General features: G+C 70.8%; 15 protein-coding genes. 9 read left to right on the top strand and 6 right to left on the bottom strand.

All coding sequences use genetic code 11. The features are described from left to right. Window positions 1–70 precede the first annotated feature (70 nt). Together AB0P18_RS04490 and AB0P18_RS04495 are read left to right on the top strand one after the other, a co-directional pair. Window positions 71–586, top strand: coding sequence for a DUF6328 family protein (locus AB0P18_RS04490; RefSeq protein WP_363359122.1), 516 nt, complete (start codon window positions 71–73; stop codon window positions 584–586). After that, the gene (locus AB0P18_RS04495; RefSeq protein ID WP_363359123.1) at window positions 583–1,404 is read left to right on the top strand and encodes a carbon-nitrogen hydrolase family protein; all 822 of its coding nucleotides are present in this window, start codon (window positions 583–585) and stop codon (window positions 1,402–1,404) included. The genes AB0P18_RS04490 and AB0P18_RS04495 overlap by 4 nt, the downstream gene beginning before the upstream one ends. Window positions 1,405–1,410: 6 nt before the next feature. Here the strand turns inward: AB0P18_RS04495 and AB0P18_RS04500 are convergent, their stop codons facing one another. Next, window positions 1,411–2,613, bottom strand: coding sequence for an aminotransferase class I/II-fold pyridoxal phosphate-dependent enzyme (locus tag AB0P18_RS04500; protein WP_363359124.1), 1,203 nt, complete (start codon window positions 2,611–2,613; stop codon window positions 1,411–1,413). Window positions 2,614–2,711: 98 nt separating this feature from the next. Between AB0P18_RS04500 and AB0P18_RS04505 the strand changes: the two genes are divergently transcribed. Genes AB0P18_RS04505 through AB0P18_RS04515 form a run of 3 tightly spaced genes read left to right on the top strand, consistent with a single transcriptional unit; the run spans window position 2,712 to window position 7,115 of the window. Continuing rightward, complete coding sequence (locus AB0P18_RS04505; RefSeq protein ID WP_363359125.1) at window positions 2,712–4,349, top strand: trypsin-like peptidase domain-containing protein; 1,638 nt, start codon at window positions 2,712–2,714, stop codon at window positions 4,347–4,349. Window positions 4,350–4,398: 49 nt separating this feature from the next. After that, on the top strand, window positions 4,399–5,667 hold the full coding sequence (locus AB0P18_RS04510) for a CDP-glycerol glycerophosphotransferase family protein (protein ID WP_363359126.1): 1,269 nt from the start codon (window positions 4,399–4,401) through the stop codon (window positions 5,665–5,667). Next, window positions 5,664–7,115, top strand: a complete 1,452-nt coding sequence (locus AB0P18_RS04515; protein WP_363359127.1) for a CDP-glycerol glycerophosphotransferase family protein — start codon at window positions 5,664–5,666, stop codon at window positions 7,113–7,115. The genes AB0P18_RS04510 and AB0P18_RS04515 overlap by 4 nt, the downstream gene beginning before the upstream one ends. 1 nt (window position 7,116) lies before the next feature. On the opposite strand, the gene AB0P18_RS04520 is transcribed toward AB0P18_RS04515, so the two are convergent. After that, on the bottom strand, window positions 7,117–8,220 hold the full coding sequence (locus AB0P18_RS04520) for a glycosyltransferase (protein WP_363359128.1): 1,104 nt from the start codon (window positions 8,218–8,220) through the stop codon (window positions 7,117–7,119). A 67-nt stretch (window positions 8,221–8,287) separates the two neighbouring features. Between AB0P18_RS04520 and AB0P18_RS04525 the strand changes: the two genes are divergently transcribed. Beyond that, window positions 8,288–9,571 carry a CDP-glycerol glycerophosphotransferase family protein gene (locus tag AB0P18_RS04525; protein WP_363359129.1) on the top strand — a complete coding sequence of 428 codons (1,284 nt, stop codon included), beginning with the start codon at window positions 8,288–8,290 and terminating at the stop codon, window positions 9,569–9,571. Window positions 9,572–9,577: 6 nt separating this feature from the next. On the opposite strand, the gene AB0P18_RS04530 is transcribed toward AB0P18_RS04525, so the two are convergent. Further along, a complete protein-coding gene (locus tag AB0P18_RS04530; RefSeq protein WP_363359130.1) occupies window positions 9,578–10,972 on the bottom strand; it encodes an aminoglycoside phosphotransferase in 1,395 nt (464 codons plus the stop codon). A gap of 121 nt (window positions 10,973–11,093) precedes the next feature. On the opposite strand from AB0P18_RS04530, the gene AB0P18_RS04535 reads away from it, so the two are divergent. Next, window positions 11,094–12,077 (top strand): dienelactone hydrolase family protein, encoded by a 984-nt coding sequence (locus AB0P18_RS04535; RefSeq protein WP_363359131.1) that lies wholly within the window; start codon window positions 11,094–11,096, stop codon window positions 12,075–12,077. Here AB0P18_RS04535 and AB0P18_RS04540 read toward each other — a convergent pair. The 3 genes from AB0P18_RS04540 to AB0P18_RS04550 all read right to left on the bottom strand — a co-directional run bounded on the left by AB0P18_RS04540 (window position 12,057) and on the right by AB0P18_RS04550 (window position 14,049). After that, a complete protein-coding gene (locus AB0P18_RS04540) occupies window positions 12,057–12,278 on the bottom strand; it encodes a hypothetical protein (protein ID WP_363359132.1) in 222 nt (73 codons plus the stop codon). The genes AB0P18_RS04535 and AB0P18_RS04540 overlap by 21 nt on opposite strands. A gap of 29 nt (window positions 12,279–12,307) precedes the next feature. Further along, complete coding sequence (locus AB0P18_RS04545) at window positions 12,308–13,282, bottom strand: hypothetical protein (protein WP_344054275.1); 975 nt, start codon at window positions 13,280–13,282, stop codon at window positions 12,308–12,310. A 74-nt stretch (window positions 13,283–13,356) separates the two neighbouring features. Further along, window positions 13,357–14,049 carry a phosphocholine cytidylyltransferase family protein gene (locus tag AB0P18_RS04550; protein WP_344054272.1) on the bottom strand — a complete coding sequence of 231 codons (693 nt, stop codon included), beginning with the start codon at window positions 14,047–14,049 and terminating at the stop codon, window positions 13,357–13,359. 207 nt (window positions 14,050–14,256) lie between these two features. On the opposite strand from AB0P18_RS04550, the gene AB0P18_RS04555 reads away from it, so the two are divergent. Both AB0P18_RS04555 and AB0P18_RS04560 read left to right on the top strand, forming a co-directional pair. Beyond that, window positions 14,257–15,555 carry an ABC transporter ATP-binding protein gene (locus tag AB0P18_RS04555; protein WP_363359133.1) on the top strand — a complete coding sequence of 433 codons (1,299 nt, stop codon included), beginning with the start codon at window positions 14,257–14,259 and terminating at the stop codon, window positions 15,553–15,555. Further along, entirely contained in the window at window positions 15,531–17,102 is a 1,572-nt protein-coding gene (locus AB0P18_RS04560) for a hypothetical protein (RefSeq protein ID WP_363359134.1), read from the top strand. The genes AB0P18_RS04555 and AB0P18_RS04560 overlap by 25 nt, the downstream gene beginning before the upstream one ends. The last annotated feature ends 14 nt before the right edge of the window (window positions 17,103–17,116 follow it).

Genomic DNA, 17,116 nt, shown 5'->3' on the forward strand with positions numbered 1-17,116 from the left:
ACGGATCCGGGGAGTCGTCACATCGCGGCGCCGGTTGCCGGGGGCACCGGCGACCGGTCAGGATGAACACATGCCTGCCGAGCGCGACACCGATCGCCACGACGACCTCGTGGACGGCCGGGACGAGTCTCCTGCGGAGCGCGCCGATCGCAACTGGAGCGAAGTCCTGCAGGAGCTGCGTGTCATGCAGACGGGAACGCAGATCCTGACCGGCTTCCTGCTTGCTCTGGCCTTCCAGCCCGCGTTCGCCGAGCTGGATGCCCGCCAACGCGGGGTGTACCTCACGCTCGTCGTCCTCTCCGCGCTCAGCTCGATCATCGCGCTCGCGCCGGTCGCCCTCCATCGCATGCTCTTCCGACAGCGCGCCAAGCAGCACGTCGTCGCGTACGGGCACACGGCCCTGGTGACTGCGCTGATCACGGTGTCGGTGCTGTTGATCGGCGTCGTCGGTTTCCTCTTCGATGTGGTCGTCGACGTCGACGCCGGTGTGCTGGCGGCCGTCATGCTCGCCCTCGTGATCGTGATCCTCTGGGTCGCGGCGCCTCTCATCCTGCGCATCAGGGCTCGAACGGAGGTCCGCTCGTGAGCGATTCCGCCCCCGGGCAGCCGCTGGCGATCGCGGCGGCCCAATTCGCCCCCGTCGCCGACAAGGCCGTCAACCTCGCCGCGATCGCAGACCTGGTCCGCATCGGCGCGGCGCGCGACGCGCGGCTGGTGGTGCTCCCCGAGTACTCCAGCTATTTCGTCGACCCTTTCGACGACTCGCTGGTCCGCAACGCCGAGACACTCACCGGCCCCTTCGTCGCCGCACTCACCGAGCTGGCGGGTGCGCACGGGATCGTGATCGTCGCGGGCCTGCTGGAACAGGCGGAAGACGGACGACGGGTGCGCAACACCGTCGTCGCGGTGGATCGCAGCGGCGTCGTGGCGCGCTACCGCAAGCTGCATCTGTACGACGCCTTCGGTCAGCGCGAGTCGGACTGGGTCGAGCCCGGACGCCTGGAACCTCCGGAGACGTTCGTGGTCGACGGTGTCCGCTTCGGGCTCATGACCTGCTACGACGTGCGCTTCCCGGAGGTGGCCCGCACACTCGCCGATGCCGGCGCCGACGTGTTCGCCATCCCCGCCGAGTGGGTTCGGGGCCCGCTCAAGGAGCACCACTGGCGCACCCTGCTGCACGCGCGCGCGATCGAGAACACCGCGTACGTGATCGCCGCGGACCACCCGCCGCCACTCGGTGTCGGCAACTCGATGGTGGTCGACCCGCAAGGCGTCGAGATCGCCGCAATCGGGACGACGACGGACATCGTCGTCGCGCACGTGGACCCCGCGTTGATCGAGCGGGTACGGCGCGTGAACCCGGCTCTGCGCCTTCGTCGGATGTCGGTGACGCCGGTCGACTGAGCGCCCTCAGCCCGTCATGCGCGCCAGACGGGATGCCGCCTCATCCAGCACCGACACGCGCTTGCACGCCGCGAACCTCACGAGCGTCGCGTAGCGATCGCGGTTCCGCGTCGTCGCGAACGCCGTCAGAGGAATCGCCACGATCCCGGCGCGGGCCGGCAGCTCGCGGCAGAACGCCGCAGCGTCCGTGACGCCCAGGGGAGCGGCATCCGCGACGGTGAAGTAGGAGCCGGACGGCCGCGACACCTCCAGGCCGGCAGATCGCAACCCCTCGCCGAGGAGCGCGCTCTTCGAGCGCATCTGCTCCGACAGCGCCTGGAAGAACTCGTCGGGCAGGCGGAGGCCGGCGGCGATCGCCGGCTGGAAAGGTCCGCCGTTCACATACGTCAAGTACTGCTTCACCGCGAGCACGGCGTCGACGAGCTCGGCGGGACCGCTGATCCAGCCGATCTTCCACCCCGTCGCGGAGAAGGTCTTGCCGCCGGAGGAGATCGTCAGCGTCCGCGCCGCCGCGCCCGGCAGAGTCGAGATCGGTTCGTGCGTCCGTCCGAACGCGAGGTGCTCGTACACCTCGTCCGTGATGATGACGGCGTCGTGTCGGTCAGCCAGTCTGACCACTTCATCGCGGAGCTCGCGGGTGAACATCGTGCCGGTCGGATTGTGCGGGTCGTTCACGAGGATCGCGCGCGTGCGGTCCGTCACCGCCGCGGCGAGTTCCTGCAGATCGGGCTGGAAGTCCGGCCAGCGCAGCGGCACGGGCACGAGGCGCGCACCCGTCAGCGCGATGATCGCCGCGTAGGAGTCGTAGTACGGCTCGAAGACGACCACCTCGTCCTCCGGGCCGTCGATCAGCGCCAGGAGGGCTGCAGCGAGCGCCTCGGTGGCTCCGGCCGTCACGAGGATCTCGCGGGCAGGATCCAACCGGACGCCGTAGAAGCGCTGCTGGTGCTCGGCGATCGCCTCGAGCAGCTCGGGCACGCCGCGCCCCGGCGGGTATTGGTTGCGCCCGCTCGAGATCGCCGAGCGCGCCGCCTCCAGGACTTCGGCCGGGCCGTCCTCGTCCGGAAAGCCCTGGCCGAGGTTGATCGCTCCTGTCCGCGCCGCGAGGGCCGACATCTCGGCGAAGATGGTGGGACGGGTCGCGCCGTCGGCGTCGACCAGGCCCGCCCCTGCGGCGGCACGGCGCCATGCTCCGGGAAGAACTCGCATCACGCTCACGCTACTCGCATAGACGGCCCCCATCCCCGACATAAGAAACGCACAGACAGCGACTCCAGAGTGGTCATCGTCGGCAGAAGGAGCACACCATGAGCCAGAACCCGGGCGATCGCCCCGAAGAGACCACCCCCGAGAACGAGCACCGGGCGGAGACCCCAGAGACGGCGACGCCGCTGTCGGACGCGCCGTCGGACGCGACGGAACCCCGTGCAGCGACGGAGTCGCCCGCGCAGACCGAGCCTGCCGCCGCGGCGATCCCGCCCCAGCCGCCCGCCCCTCAGGCTCCCGCGTCATCCGTGACGCCGGCGTGGCAGGCTCCCCAGCCTCCGCGTCAGGGCGCTTATCCCGCCTACCCGCAGCAGCAGTACGGCGCGCCCCGCCCTCAGCAATACGCGGGGCAGCCCGCCGCCGCACCCGCGTATGCGTCGTCCTTCGGCGCGGGCGCGAACCAGACCCAGCCGACCATCCCGTTCGACCCGCGCGCGACGGGCGCCGTTCCGACGTCGCCCTCCGCAGAGCCGAAGAAGAAATCCGGCGCCGGAAAGGTCGTCGGGCTCATCGTCGCCGCCGCGATCGTCGGCGGCGCGGCGGGTCTCGGCGGTGCCTACGCCGGCGTGAACCTCTTCACACCCGCCGGGACGAGTCCCGCGGCGGGGCCCGCCACCGTCACGGTGAACAACACCGACTCGGTCAACCAGACCACCGCGATCGCGGGGAAGGTCCTGCCGAGCGTCGTCACGATCCAGGCAACGGGCACGAACGGTGCCGGGACGGGCTCGGGTGTCGTGCTGACCAGCGACGGGTACGTGGTCACGAACACCCACGTCGTGACGCTGGACGGGCAGACCGCCGACGCCACGATCCGGGTCACGACCTCGGACGGCCGCGTCTACGACGCCGAGGTCGTCGGCACGGACCCGACGTACGACCTCGCCGTGATCAAACTGACGGATGCCGAGGATCTCACTCCGGTGGAGTTCGCCGACTCTTCGGCCCTCAACGTCGGCGACCAGACGATCGCGATCGGCGCTCCGCTCGGGCTGTCGAACACCGTCACCACCGGCATCGTGAGCGCGCTGAACCGCTCGATCCAGATCGCGTCCTCCGCGGCGCCCGACTCGGGCACGCAGCAGGATGACCAGACTCCGGAGGGTGAGGGGCAGCAGGGTCAGAGCCCCTTCCAGTTCGACTTCGGCGACGGCAATCAGGCGTCGACGCCCACCGAGTCCATCTCGATCGCGGTGATCCAGACCGACGCGGCCATCAACCCGGGCAACTCCGGCGGCGCACTCGTCGATGAGGACGGCAAGCTCATCGGCATCAACGTCGCGATCGCGACCGCGGGAGGCTCCAGCGGGGAGTCCGGTTCCATCGGCGTCGGATTCTCGATCCCCTCGAACATCGTGCAGCGCGTGACGGACGAGATCATCGAGACGGGTGCGGCCACGCACGGCCTCCTCGGTGCAAGCGTGCGCGACGCGGCGACGGTCGAGGACTCGACCACGACGGGCGCGTACATCGCCGAGGTCGTCGACGGGGGAGCGGCTGCGGCCGCGGGCCTGCAGGTCGGCGATGTCGTCACGGCCTTCAACGGTGTCCCGGTCACCGACGCGACGGATCTGACGGCGCAGGTGCGTGCGGCGGCGGCAGGATCCGACGCCACGGTCACGATCGTCAGAGACGGCAAGACCGTGACGCTGGACGCCACGCTCGGCCAGCTCCAGTAGCCGGCGCTCGTCCGCCGATACGGACGCCACCCCGCGATAGAGTCGCGGGGTGGCGTCCTTCTCGTTCGGCGCGGGGAACGCGCAGAAGCTCGCGAGCATCCCCCTGTACGCGCTCGGTCGCCTGGTCACGGCGCTCATCCCGCGTTCGGCGGACGGCTGGGTCTTCGGCTGCGCGGTCGGCATCGCTGACGGCGCGCTCGCACTCTGGCAGGTCGCGGCCGCCGACGGTGTGCCGGCCGTCTGGCTCGTCGATTCGGACCGCGAGTCGCGGGAGGCTGCGGCGCAGGGCATCCCACACGCGCGCAAGCGCTCGCTGCGGGGCTTCTGGCTCACCGCTCGCGCGCGGGTCGTCGTGGTCACCCACGGCTTCGGCGACGTGAACCGCTACGCGGTCTCCGGGGCGTTCATCGTGCAGCTGTGGCACGGCATCCCGCTCAAGCGCATCGGGTTGGACTCGCCGGAGACCGTCCGCAGCGGCGTCCTCCCCGGCTGGGCGCCCGTCCGTGCGCTGCTGGCATTCATGTACCGCTCCGCGACCCGGCGGATCCGCCTGTTGCCGGCGGCATCGCACGCGGTCCGCGGGCGCCTGGAGTCCGCGTTCTCGCTGCCGGATGCGCGGGTGCCGGTGACCGGCGAACCCCGCGTCGACGTGCTCTCGCAGGGGACGCCGGAGGAGCGTCGATCCCTCGCCCGGGCCGCGATCGGGGCCGCAGCCGGATCCTTCGATGCCGGCGACCGGCTCGTGCTGTACGCCCCGACGTGGCGCGACGGTGCGCCGGATCCGGCCGTCCCCTCGGCGGCGGAGTGGCAGGCGATCGTGGACGTGCTGACCCGGCGTCGAGCCGTCCTCCTCGTCCGGTCGCACCCCCTCGGAGCGGGCGAGTACACACCGCCGTTCGCCACCGAACGAGTGCGGCATCTCGGCAGTGACGTGCTGCCTGACGTCACGCCGGTCCTCCCGGCCCTCGACGTCCTCGTCACCGATTACTCCTCGCTCGTGTTCGATTCCGCGCTCGTCCCGGTTCCCATCGTCTTCCTCGCCCCGGATGCGGACGAGTACGCCCGCACCCGGGGCTTCTACGGCTCGTACGCCGATGTCGCCGGCGCGGACTGGGCGACCGAGTGGACGGGTGCCGCCGCCCAGCTGGATGCCGTGCTCTCGGACGACGCGGAGCGTGCCCGGAGGATCGCGGCCGCAGCGCGGACGAGCGCCCGCGTGCACGCGTTCCGGGACGGGCAGAACACCCGGAGGGTGTACCGTGCGATCCTGGCGGGGACGGGCGAGCGGCCCACCCGTCCGACGGAAGGACCTCGATGACCGACGCCCGTTTCGCCTCCGACGACGGTGTCTCGCTGATCATCTCCGGACAGGGACCACGTCCGGCGACCGCAGAGCTCGTCGGCCCGCGGGCACGGGTGAGCGGCACCCTGACCGGCCGCGGCAAGACCTGGCGCGCCGTGCTGCCGTTGCAGGCCTCACGCTGGGGCGGTGCCGAGCTTCCGCTGCCGTCCGGCACGTACACGCTGCGCATCGTCGGAGCGGACGGCTCCGTCATCGATCCCCCGGAGGGTGTTCCGCTGACGCAGCTCGGGACGCTGCGCGCGGCGCTCACGGGGGACGCGCTCACCGTCGGCCCGCCGATCGACCCGGCCTACGACTCCGGCGAGGGGCAGGCCGCCCTCGATCGCCGCTACGCCACGCGGCCGGCGGCTTTGGAGAACGCGGTGTTCTTCGAGAGCTTCTACGGGCGCAACGCCAGCTGCAATCCGCTCGCGATCGATCGTGAACTCGCCCATCGTGCCCCGGGAGTCACCCGGTACTGGAGCGTCGTGGACCTCTCGGTGCAGGTTCCCGACGGGGCGATCCCGGTGGTGGACGGCTCACCGGAGTGGTGGCGCGCCCGCGGCTCGGCGCGTCTGCTCGTCGTGAACGACTGGTTGCGCCGCACGTTCTCCCGGCGGCCCGGGCAAGTCGTGATCCAGACGTGGCATGGGACTCCGCTCAAGCGTCTCGCGCTCCATCGCCCCGGTTTCGACCCGCGACGGATGGCGGCGGTGATCAAGGAGTCGCGGCGCTGGAACGTGCTTCTCGCCCAGAATCCCTACGCAGCCCGCATCCTCGGCAAGGCCTACGCGTTCGTGACCCGCCCGGTCTGGGTGGAGGGGTATCCGCGCAACGACATCCTGACGACCGGCGACGGCGCCGCCACACGGGAGGCGCTGGGCATCGACGCCGGCGAGCGCGTGCTCCTGTATGCGCCGACCTGGCGCGACGACCGCGCGGAGATGGTCGATTTCGTTGACCCCGCCGCGCTGGCGAAGGCGACCGACGCGGTGGTGCTCGTCCGGGGTCACTCCCGCACGCTGCAGCCCGGGCGGGATGCCGAGGGCCCGCGTGTCGTGGACGTCACCGGCTTCCCGGACACGTCGCGGCTGCTCCTGGTCGCCGACGCGCTCATCACCGACTATTCGTCGGTCATGTTCGATTTCAGCGTGACCGGAAAACCCATGTACTTCCTCGTGCCCGACATCGAGCACTACCGGGGCCAGCTGCGGGGGTTCTACTTCGACCTGACGGCGCACGCGCCGGGTCCGGTCGTCCGCACCGAGGCGGAGCTCATCGCTGCGGTCCGGGACGGGGATCCGACCGCTTTCGCCGACCGCTACGCGCAGTGGCGCGCGAAGTTCAACTCCCGCGACGACGGCCATGCCGCCGAGCGGGTCGTCGGTCGCATCCTCGATCAGCGCCTGATCGAGCGGGACTGAGTCAGGGCAGAGGGGTGTTGCGGTCGCCCAGCCGCGACGTGTCCACAGTGTCGTGCGCGCCGCGGATCAGACCGCCGAGGAACCCCGCACCCCACGACAGGTGCATCGTGGGCAGCACCGCGAGCGTCCAGAGCTTGTCGCGCCAGCCCGTGCCCCCGCCGGGACCGATCGCGACGACGACCACGAGCAGGACGTATGCGATCACCGGGAGATAGACCAGGGCGGCCAGCGTCGACCACAAGCCGGTGAGGATGCCGGAGACCTGCAGCACCCCCACGACGGCCGCGAGCACGAGGACGACCACGAGTGCCGGTGGCGCGAAGAAGCGCACCGAGTTGCCGCGGCCGTAGCGTCGCACGAGCTCTCCGCGCCAGCGTCCGGTCGCGGAGAACTGGCGGGCGAGCCGCGCCCAACTCTCCCGCGGCCAGTACGTCACCGCCAGCGCGGGGTCGAACCACACCCGATAGCCGGCCCGCCGGATGCGCAGATTCAGCTCCCAGTCCTCGCCGCGGCGGATGCTTTCATCGAACATGCCGACTTCCTCGAGCACGTCGCGCCGCATGACGCCGAGGTAGGCGCTCTCGGCTTCGCCCTCCTGCGTGCCCCCGTGATACGCCCCGCCGCCGAGTCCGATCGGGGAATTGTACGCGCGGGCGACCGCGCGCTGGAAGGGGCTGCGCCCGTCTGCGCGCATCACGCCGCCCACGTTCGCCGCGCGCACGCGGGAGAGGGTGGCGAGGGCGCGCGTCGCATAGCCGGGCTCGAGTTCGGAGTGGGCGTCCACGCGGACGATCGTCGGGTAGCGGGCCGCGCGGATCGCACGGTTCAGCCCGATCGGGATGTCGGCCTGCGGATTGTCCACGAGAACGACCTCATGTCCCTGATCATGGCGGCGCGCGAGCTCTCGGGCGAGTTCCGTCGTCCCGTCGGTGGACGGTCCGAGAGCGAGGATCAGCTCGACCGGCCCGTCGACCTCCTGAGCGAGCACGGTCTCGACCGCGCGCTCCAGATACGCCCTCTCGTTGAGCACCGGCATCACGAAGCTCACCCCGGCGCCGGCGCCCACCACGGGCGCATCCTTGCGCCCCGGCTGGTCGACATGCACCCGTCGATCATGCCACGCCCGCACCGGGCCCCCGGGTGCGCCCAGCACGGCTCGGTATCCTGGATCGGTGGGAATCGTCTCGGATGCGAAGAAGGCCACCGCGCTCCTGCGGAAGGCCGTCGACAGTCGGAGCGCTGTGCGCGAAGTGCGTCGAACCCTCTCGCACCTGCCCGCGCACCCCTCCCACCACTATCGCGTGGCCGTCTACTTCGCCGACGGCGCCGTGAACATGTACCAGATGCGTCAGTGGTACAAGCCCCTGGCCGAACTGGCGCGTACGTGGCCCGTCGTCGTGCTCAGCAGGTCCGCGACGGGAGCGCGCGCTCTGCTCTCCGAGGACGCACCGCCGGTCGCGTTCGTCCCCACGGTGCGCGACGTGGAGCGCTTCATCGCCGATCAGGACATCCGGGTCGTCCTGTACGTGAATCAGAACACCCGTAATTTCCAGATGTTCCGCTACGGGCGCCGGTGGCACGTCTTCATCAACCACGGCGAGTCGGACAAGATGTACATGACGACGAACCAATACAAGGCGTACGACTACGCGTTCATCGCCGGTGAAGCCGCGCGAGAGCGTCTGGAGCGCGTGCTGTGGGACTACGACCTCGATCGCCGCGCGATCCAGATCGGGCGCCCGCAGGCCGACCATTACTCAGGGGCGCTCCCGTACACGCCCGACGAGCGGACGGTCGTGCTGTACGCGCCGACATGGGAGGGTGACCGCCCGTCCGCGCACTACGGGTCGATCCGCTCGCACGGTGAAGCGCTGGTCCACGCGCTCCTCGCGACCGGGCGACACCGGGTCATCTACCGGCCGCATCCGCGTTCCGGCGTCGTCGATCCCGCGTACGGCGACGCGAACCGCCGGATCATCGCCGCCCTGCACGCGGCGAACGCCGCAGATCCGGCATCCGCTCATGTGTTCGACGACGGACCGGAACTCGGCTGGCAGCTCGCCGCCGCGGATGTCGCGATCGTGGACATCTCGGCGATGGTGTACGACCGGCTGGCAGCCGACCGCCCGCTCATCATCACGCGTCCGGCCGACCCCGAGGCGCTGATCGACACGAACGGCTACCTCTCGGCGTGCGAGTGGCTCGACAGCGCGGATGCCGGCCGCATCGTCGCCGAGACCGACCGGGTGCTCGGCGATGACGCCGCGGTGGCACGCCTCGAGCAGTGGGTGCGGCACTATTTCGGCGACACGACGCCCGGCGCGGCGACCGCCCGGTTCCACGCCGCTGTCGACCGGCTGATGGACGAATGGGACCACTGGCACGCGCGGACGCTCGCGCGTGAGGACGAGGGCGACGACGAGCTCGACAACGACGAAGCGGAGCTCGACGACTGAGACGGCTCAGCCGACGCGGGCGGGTCCGTCGACCAGGCGCGCGATGGCCCGAAGGGGGATCGTGACCCAGGTGGGACGGTTGCGCGCCTCGTAGATGGCCTCGTAGACCGCCTTGTCGAGTTCGAGCGCGGCCAGCAGCGGGCTGTCCTCGTCACCCGTCTCACCGGATGTCGCGGCGTAGCCCTCCACGAAGGCGGCGCGGGATCTCTGCGCCCAATCGCGCACAGCCTCGCCGCGATCGGGGCGATCCAGACGGATGGAGCCGGCGACGTAGTCGAACGACCGCAGCATCCCGGCGACGTCGCGCAAGGCGAGATCGGGCTGGATGCGCTCGGCCATGGGCCGCAGCGGCTCACCCTCGAAATCCAGCAGCACCCAGCCGCGGTGAGGGTCCTGCAGCACCTGCCCGAGGTGGTAGTCGCCGTGGATCCGCTGCAGCGGCGGCCAGGCGGCCTCCGTCGCTCGTGCGTAGACGGTCTCGATCGCCGCGCGGCGATCGGCGATGGCGGGCACCTCCGAGATCGCGATCCCGAGTCGGCGATGCCAGGTCGCCGTGGTCGCAGCACGGTCCGACGGTGCGCACGGGCGGATGGGGAAGAGCTCCGCGAGAGACAGGTGCACGTCCGCGGTCGCCGCGCCGAGCGCGCGCGCCCGATCGCGGAAGTCCTCGCCGCGCGCCGCGGCGTGCAGTGCCACGCGCCACGCATCCTCGACCCCCGGAAGGAACTCCTGCGCGAACGCCAGTGACCCCGACACCGGAGTGCCCCCGGGGCCCGGCCACGTGCCGTCGACGGACCCGACGGCCCGTGGCACATGCGTGGACCCGGCGTCGGCGAGTGCGCTCTGCAGCTCGATGTCGGGGTTCAGCCCGGCGTGCAGCTGCCGGAAGACCTTGCAGATGATCGGCATCGCCCCGTCGCCGCGGTAGATGATCGAGGTGTTGGACTGCTCGCCGGAGAGCACCGCTGCGGTCCGCGCGACGCCATCGGGCGCAACGGTGCGAATCGGCTGTCCGACCGCGACGGCATCCGGCCCCTCGCCCGCGCCGCCGCGGGTCACCATCTCCAGCAGCGCGCGACTGTACGCAGGATCGAATGGGCCGTCGATGTAGGTGGTGCCGGGTTCCGGGCTTCCGATGATGTGGTCGGCGGACGCGTCGACGCCGGCGGTGGCGCGCGCGACGACCGGGACCTGATACAGCACGGACGGCTGGGAGCCGTCGTCCGCGACCAGGAACGTGCGCACCCGTGCCTCGAACGTCGCCCCGACGTCGGACTCCGCGCCCGCAACTGCGGGGGCGTCCCACCACGCGACGAGCCGCAGAGCGGGCGGACGACCCTTCGCGGCGTACCATCGCTGCCGCGGCATCCACGCCGCCAGGCACGCCAGCGTACTTTCCATGGTTCCGAGATTATGCCCTCGCGTGGAACACGTCGATTCGCGTGGTGCCTCGAACGGCTCCCACTGACCGGGGATCCGCGGAATCCGCCGCGGCGGCCGGCCGGTCTGCGACGATGAGCGCATGAAGGAGCTCGAGGGCTGGCAGCGATCGTATCTGACGGTGGGCGAGGAGACCCGCGGGTACTACCGCAAGGGGGACGGTCGCGGGGTCATCATCATCCACGAGTTCCCCGGGATCGAGCCGAGCCTGCTCCGTCTGGCCGAGGAGGTGGTCGCGGCCGGCTTCACCGTCGTCCTGCCGCACCTGTTCGGCGATCCCGGCGCCGGGTTCTCGGCGCGCAACATCGCGGGGGACATCCGGCAGTTCTGTGTGCGGCGAGAGTTCTCGGTGTTCGCCCGGGGGAGGACGAGTCCGATCGCCGGGTGGCTGCGCGCGCTGGCCCGGGACCTTCACGAGGGTGTCGGCGGACCTGGTGTGGGGGTGATCGGCATGTGCTTCACCGGAGGCTTCGGTCTGGCGATGATGGCCGACGCGCCGGTCATCGCCCCGGTGGTCGCCGAGCCGTCGCTTCCCGCCGCGATCGGCTTCCCCCGTTCGGCGGCTCTGCGCGGTGCCGATCTGGGGCTCTCACCCGCCGATGCGGATGCCGTCGCCGATTCCGGCTGCGAGGTCCTGGGTCTGCGGTTCCGGACGGACGTGACGACCGGGACGCGCTTCGAGAGCCTCCGGCGCCTGCTGGGCGAGCGCTTCCTCTCTCTGGAGTTCGAGGGTCGCGGACATTCCGTGCTGACTGCCGATCGTCAGGAATTCGCGGTCGAGGAGGTGCTGGCCTTCCTGGATCGCACAGTCAACGACGCGACGGTCCGGCGTGAAGCCGAGCGCGACCGCATGCTCGAATCCCGCCTCGAGACCGCGTTGGGTTCCGGTTTCGAAGCGCGCATCACGCACGGTCCCGACCGCGTCACCCTCCTGATCCAACGCGGACTCACCCGCAAGGGCCTCGAGCGCGTGCAGGGGATCACGCGGGAGGTCACCTCGGTCGACCCGGAAGTGGTGCGGGTCACCCCGCGCGGGGCCGTCGCCTCAAACGCCGCCGGAGGTTGAGGAGTCGTCGTCGGCGCCGGTCGGATCGGGCGGTGACAACGGGATCGCGACGGATGCGATCGAGGTGCCGAGCAGGCCGAGCGAGTCCGCCGAGTCGATCGGCTCGGGAAGCGCTTCGGCTCCGCTGCGGACGCGTTCCGGCTCGGAGGGGAGGCCGGCCCACTCCGTCGGCTCTTCGGGTCGCGTACTGAAGATTCCCATGGATCCATCCTGCCGCGCGTGCGGCGTCGTCAGTTCGAGGTGGTGTCCCGGCCGACGGAACCGTCGACGTCGGGCTCGGCATCAGGATTCTCGATCGCCGCGCGACCGCGCGGCGTGACCGCCTTCGCGACGCTGCGTCCTGCCGACCCGACCGCGGACCCGGCGCGAGTGAAGCCACCCGCGATCGCGCCGCCCGCCCTGCGGATTCCCCGCGTCGCGGCGTGCTCGAGGCGCAGTGTGTCGGGGCGCGGCTCCAGCTCAGCCGGCAGATCCAGCGGCGGCAGGCCGAACGCGCGGCGGGAACCCACGAGCACGCGACGCCCCAGGATGTGGTTGCCCGCGCCGCCCACCGCGGCGCCGATGCCGAACGGCAGCGCTTTGCCGACGAAGGACGCGCCGCCGCGCGCCGCGAACGACCGCACGAACGTCGTCTTCAGCCGATCGACGAGGGGGCCCATCGCGGCGCGGGGGATCGTCTTGGTGACCAGTTCGCCCCAGTACCGATCGCGAGTGGGGCCCTTGCCGGCGGCCTGGCCCGCGAGTTGGGCAACGAGGTCGACGCCCTCCTTGCCCAGCATCATGGTGAGCACGAGGGCACGAGCGCGGTCGGGGTCGGCCACCGGGATGCCGTGGACCTCGGCGACCGACTGGGCGAAAAGCGTCGTCGCCTCGAGGAAGCCGACGGTTTCGACACCGCTGAGCGCCAGGGTCACGCCCGTGCCGATGCCGGGGACGACGGCCGTCGCCCCGACCGCGGCGCCGCCCGTCGTCACCGCGGCGAGATATCGCCGCTCGAGGATACGGACGATCTCCGCCGTCGTGGCCGTCGGGTGACGCAGACGGATGCTGCGCAGGTGCGCGAGCACGACCGGGCGCTGGATCGCGAGGACCCGGTCGAGCACCCGGACGAGCATCGGATGCTCCGCCGACCCGGCGGGCGGAAGCCCTCCCGTCCACGGCGCGTCGTCGGGGAGGGAGTGGATTCGGTGCACCTTGTCGGCCATAACGGCCCGATCTTATGGGTGCGCTCTGGATGAAGCCTGGGCTTGACACGCCGCGCCCACGAGCGCAGGCGGGGTCAGACGAAGAGGTTCGCGCGCTCCAGGTCTTCGGCGAAGTCCACCTCGACCGCGTACAGGTCGGAGATGTCCATCGGCTGGAGGCGGATGCCGTCCTGCTCGATCGCGAGCTCGAGGCCGCGCTCGAAGTAGTCCTGGTCGTCCACGCGCGACAGCTGACGGATGAACGCCTTCTTGTCCGCGGCGGAGATGTAGTTGATACCGACCGCCTCGCCGATGCCGCCGACCACCGTCTTGGAGAGCTGGTCGATGAATCCGTCCGCGGTCACGGTGTACTTGACCTCTTCGTCGCTCACCTTCGAGGTGTTGACGGTCACGAAGGACTGGTCGCGCTCGATGAGCTCGATCGCCCGGCCGAGGACCATGGGATCGAAGACGACGTCGCCGTTCATCCAGAGCACCCCACCCTTGCCGCTCTTGGTGAGGGCCCGCAGGAGACTCTTCGAGGTGTTGGTCTGGTCGTAGCGGTCGTTGTAGACGTAGTCGACCTCGGGGAAGGCTTCCACGATCGTCTCGGCGCGGTAGCCGACGACCGTCATGATGCGGGCATCGGTCCCGAACGCCGCGCGGACGTTGTCATGCTGCTGCTGCATGATGCTGCGGCCGTCGCTGAGCTCAGTGAGCGGCTTGGGCAGGCTGCGGCCGAGCCGCGAGCCCATGCCGGCGGCCAGAATCACGGTCTGAAGGGTCAAAGTCTGCTCCTGGGATGAGTGTCTTCACTGTCGGTTCACCGACGCGACACTCCCTCGTGCCGGTTTCATGGTAGCGAAGTCACCTGGGAAGGCGCATAATGCACCGGTCCCGTTGCCGATTCGTGATGTGGGGCGTGTCGCCGGCGTGTGGTTTCGCGCCGTGTCAACTCATTGGGAGCGCGGGCACGCGCTTGATACGTTGGGTCGGTGCCAGCCTCGCTGCCCCAGCCCGATGACGCCCCGACGGAGGACCCGACGGGCGAAGACGGTGGCGTGCCCGCGGCGATCCACAGCCTCCAAACGAGCGGACGGGGCGAGGCCCCCGCAGCGCCGCACCCGGGTCCGCCGCCGCCCCTGCCCGCGGATCTGCGGATTCCTCCGCGCCCGCCGCTTCCCGTCGTGCAGCCGGTGCTCGTACCTGAGCCTGAGACGGAAGCCGAGGTCGAGCCCGAGGTTGAACTCGAGCCTGAGCCCGAGCCGGAGGTCGAGCCCGAAGCCGAGCCCGAACCCGAGGTCGAACCCGAAGCCGAGGTCGAGCCTGAGTCCGAACCCGACGTCGAGCCGGAACCCGAGGTCGAACCCGACGTCGAGCCGGAACCCGAGGTCGAACCCGAACCCGAGGTCGAACCCGAACCCGAGCTGATCCCCGACCCCGTCGACATCGAGGAGGCCGGCGACGAGTCGACGGATGCCGAGCTCGCCGTCGTCGATCCGAACGCGCTCGGCGCGGCATCCGTCGATACCGCTGGCGACGCGCTCGTGGTCAAAGGCGTCACGAAGGTCTTCGGCGACACCCGGGCGGTGGACGGCATCGACCTCACCGTGCCGGCCGGGATCTTCTACGGCCTGGTCGGTCCGAACGGTGCGGGGAAGACCACGACCCTGTCGATGATCGCGGGTCTGCTGCGCGCCGATCGCGGCACGATCCGCGTGAACGGAGTGGATGCCGCTGCCGATCCGGTCGGAGCGAAGCGCCAGATGGGCGTGCTGCCGGACCGCCTTCGCACGTTCGACCGCCTGACCGGCCGCCAGTTGCTGCACTACTACGGCGTATTGCGCGGGCTGCCGTCCGCCGTCGTGGAGAGCCGCACCGCCGACCTCGCGCGCGCGTTCGACCTCACGGAATCGCTCGGGCGCGTCGTGTCCGACTACTCCGCCGGCATGGTGAAGAAGATCATGCTCGCCGGTGCGCTCATCCACTCGCCGCGACTGCTGGTCCTCGACGAGCCGTTCGAATCGGTCGACCCGGTCTCCAGCGCGATCATCCTCGACATCCTCAAGACCTACGTCGCCCACGGCGGGACCGTGATCCTCTCGAGTCACGGTATGGATCTCGTGCAGCGCGTGTGCTCGCGCGTCGCGGTGATCGTGGCGGGACAGGTGCTCGCCGAAGGGACGATCGACGAGGTGAGAGGCGAACTCACCCTCGAGCAGCGCTTCATAGAGCTGGCCGGCGGTCTCAGCGACGTGGAGGGCCTCGAGTGGCTGCACACGTTCTCCGACTGAGACTCGCCCTCCTCATCGGCGCGCTGCGCGGCGATGCCGGGCACGTCCGGCGCACCGTGCTGGCGCTCTTCCTGCTGGTCGCCGCGACGGCGGTCGCGTGCTGGGCACTTCTCACGCTGCAGGATGCCGCGACCCCCGTGGTGCTCGCGGTCATCGTCCTCGGCGGCTCGGCCGTCACGCTCGGCTTCGCCCTCGCTCCGCTCGTGGCGGGGGCGACCGATCCGCTTGACCCCCGCCGCTTCGCCGTCCTGGCGCTGCCGAGCGGTCGCCTTGCGGCCGTGCTCGCCGTCGCCGGGTTCCTCAGCGTCCCCACTTTCGCGCTTCTGGCGGTCTCGGTCTGCGCGGCGATCGTGTGGACGGCCCACGGCGTGCCGTGGCCGGCTGCGGTGATCGGTGTCGTCCTGGGCGTCGCGACCTGCGTCCTGCTCGCCAGGGTCTGCATGGCGCTGACCGCGCTGTTCCTGCGCGAAAGGCGATCGCGCGAACTCTCGGGCCTCTTCGCGCTGGCCGTCCTCGTCGTCGTGGTCCCGGTCGGCGTGTTCTTCGCCTCACTGGAGTGGCGAGGACGGGTGCCGACGCAGCTGGCCGAAGCCGTCGCCACGCTCGCGGTGACTCCGCTCGGCGCGGCGTGGGCGTATCCCGGTCGCGTCGCACAGTTGGGGACCGGATCCGCGACGGCTTCACTGCTCGTCGCCCTCGGCACGCTCGTGGTGCTGGGCCTGCTGTGGGCACTCCTGGTCCGTCTCATGCTCTCGCGGACCGAGCGACCGCTGTCCGGTCGTGAGCGCGGCGGGCTCGGCTGGTTCGCAGTCGCACCGGGAACACCCGGGGGAGCGGTCGCCGCGCGCAGCCTCGTCTACTGGCTGCGCGATCGCCGCTACGTCGTCAACGTCCTGATCATCCCGATCGCCGGCGCGATCACGACCGTGCCGCTGCTGATCGCCGGCGTCCCGCCTCAGATCGTCGCCCTCGTGCCCGTGCCGATCATCGCGCTGTTCCTCGGCTGGCTGCCGCACAACGACCTCGCGTACGACTCGACCGCCGTCTGGATGCACATCGCGAGCGGCTTGCGCGGGGTGTCCGACCGGGCCGGCCGGCTCGTGCCGGTGCTGGTGATCGGCATCCCGCTTCTGGCGATCCTGATCCCGGTCGCGATCTCGCTGCACGGCAGGTGGGCGCTCCTGCCCGCCATGGTCGGGGTCTGCGCCTCGCTGTTCCTGTGCGGACTCGGCCTGTCCAGCATCTCGTCGGTGCTCGCCCCCTATGCCGCGTCACGGCCGGGCGACAGTCCGTTCCAGCAGCCGCCGCGCGCGGGCTCCGCGAGCGCGATCGCCCAGGCGCTCGTGATGGTCGGCGCGATCGTGCTGAGCGCACCGGCGTTGTGGTTCGCTTGGCTCGCCCTGACCGCCGACATCGAGGATTCGTCGACCGCTCTCTGGGTCGGGCTCGGCGGCGGGCTCGTCGTGCTCGCCGTCGGCGTCGCGATCGGTGCGGCGATCTTCGAGCGGCGCGGTGGGCGACTGATGGAGTTCGCGGAGTCGGTCTGAGCGCGTTAGCGGGG

Origin of the sequence: Microbacterium sp. NPDC064584 (assembly GCF_040687315.1) — a bacterium.
GTDB lineage: Bacteria > Actinomycetota > Actinomycetes > Actinomycetales > Microbacteriaceae > Microbacterium > Microbacterium lacus.